The sequence below is a fragment of the Oceanobacillus sp. HCA-5259 genome, from assembly GCF_037892815.1.
In the GTDB taxonomy this organism is placed as follows: Bacteria; Bacillota; Bacilli; order Bacillales; family Amphibacillaceae; genus Oceanobacillus; species Oceanobacillus indicireducens.
The window spans coordinates 1-1887 of record NZ_JBBKBV010000069.1 but is presented as its reverse complement, the minus strand read 5'-3'; the positions used below and the strand labels follow the sequence as shown (position 1 = coordinate 1887).

Here is a 1887-nt window from a genome sequence, read left to right as displayed (position 1 = left end):
GGTAACGTCAAAAGTTCTATGAAAACCAAGTGAAGAATCATCTACATGTCCTTTAGCGACCAATAAAAGGCTGGCTAGAACGAAAGAAAATGCAGAATGGACTCTAGTTAGCACACGAGTTCCTAAAGAGAGGACGACAAATAAACCCCAAAAACTGCGGGTAAGCACATCCTTCCTTGTTTGCCGCTGCGCATTGTCTCAGATGATTTAGGGGTAGTCAAGGAAAGTACTTGACAACCCCTAAATCATCTAAGATTACGTTTCCAAGGCAAACAAAGGGGAAACTGTGGTCAGGAATGTCTTGATCAGGATGCCTGCATTTCTGTAAGGAAGTCCTGAGACATTTCGATTAATTTCGTCCACCGTTCCGGCATATTAGGCATCTTTCTAAGCTCCGGAATGATGACCGGCACGTTGTATTCCAGTGATGCATGTGGTCTAAGGAAGTTAAAATATGCCACAAACAAAGTCACATAGGAAACAGAGCCAGCTTGTGAGCCGAATCCGGTGGTTGCCCTGTAGTTCCCTTTGAAAGACCGGTTTAAACGCTCAATAATCTGTTTCATCGGGCGGTATTCTTTGGACACGGGGTCATCGTTGGTAAGCCCAATAACTTTGTGAAGGTCAAAGTGAATCCCATGCCCAGCAAAATAGTGCTGAGCCAAAATGTAAATGGGATTCCCATCGACAACGAACATTAAGTCCTCTGGTATCTCTTTGAACTTTTGAAATACCTGGTCCAAAGCCTTGATGGCCGACAGCGTATCCCGGTTTGGTGAAACAGGGTAAGACAAGATGATTTTCTTTACCGCATCAAAGAAGAAAAACAAGTAATGCCAGCGACCTTTTACACGAATGTAGGTCTCATCTCCACAAAAGCTGTTAGACAGCTCATAGGGGTAATGGTCAACAAAAGGTTTCGTAATAAGGGCCACGCTATTCATGTAGTTCAAAATGGTCTGGTGTGAAACTTTCACTTGATGCACATCAAACATTAAGGCAGCTGTTTTACGGGCAGAGAGCCCATAGTTTACGTGATAAGTTAAAATCAATCCAAGGGTATGGGGCGAAACGTAAATACGCGAAAGGTCTACTTTAGGCTTCTCCGGAGTTTCCTTGGCTAACGGTTTGAAATCGAAGTGAAACTCCCGAAAGATATATCGAACTTTAAATGCCTGTGGATCTTCTTTGAATCGTTTCTTTTCTTCTTTGGTCATTTGGTTCAATTTCTTTTTATAGAAGGAACATTGATTGTTTCTGCACTTAAAGACATAAAAATCTTTACGTTCTTTAATCTTATCCAGGCTCTTCAAACAATGGGGGCATTTGAGAACAGCTTCTTTCAAGTAGCGATTTTGTTTACTGAACAGACACGCACACACTTTACATTGGTATTGGCCTTTGTCTCCGTTGTTGGCATAAAGATAGGCTGCGGGTGCAGAACATCTGGGGCATGTCATCGTCGTTGGTACGGTAACCACACTGTTTTTACGACGCTTAACCGGCTTTAGCTCTTTACCATGTGCAGCCTGGTAATCGTTAAGCAGTTCCCGATAATCTAGTTTATCCAGGGTTTCGATAATCGGCATGTCATCGACTTCGAACTTACGATAAGGCTTATTGACAGGTTCATCAAATTGGGCTTTAGCAACAGACTTACCAAGAATCATCCCTAAGAGAAGAACGATAATTTTTTCTTGATACTTGATATATTCAAGCAAATAGTATATAAGTTGAGGTAACAACTTGTCACATCCTTTTAGGTATTTTGAGTGTGTGGTTACCTCATAAATAACCTATTTTTAAGGGGGTGGCAAGTTTTTTTGTGTTAAAACGCATAAAAACAACGAAAACACAGGTTTTTACTAAGAAACTTTTGACAATACG

General features: G+C 41.3%; 1 protein-coding gene. It reads right to left on the bottom strand.

Annotated features, from left to right (window positions below; genetic code table 11):
- Positions 1 to 305: 305 nt before the first annotated feature.
- The gene (locus WKU33_RS18725; protein WP_336253564.1) at positions 306 to 1745 is read right to left on the bottom strand and encodes a DDE-type integrase/transposase/recombinase; all 1440 of its coding nucleotides are present in this window, start codon (positions 1743 to 1745) and stop codon (positions 306 to 308) included.
- Positions 1746 to 1887 lie beyond the last annotated feature (142 nt).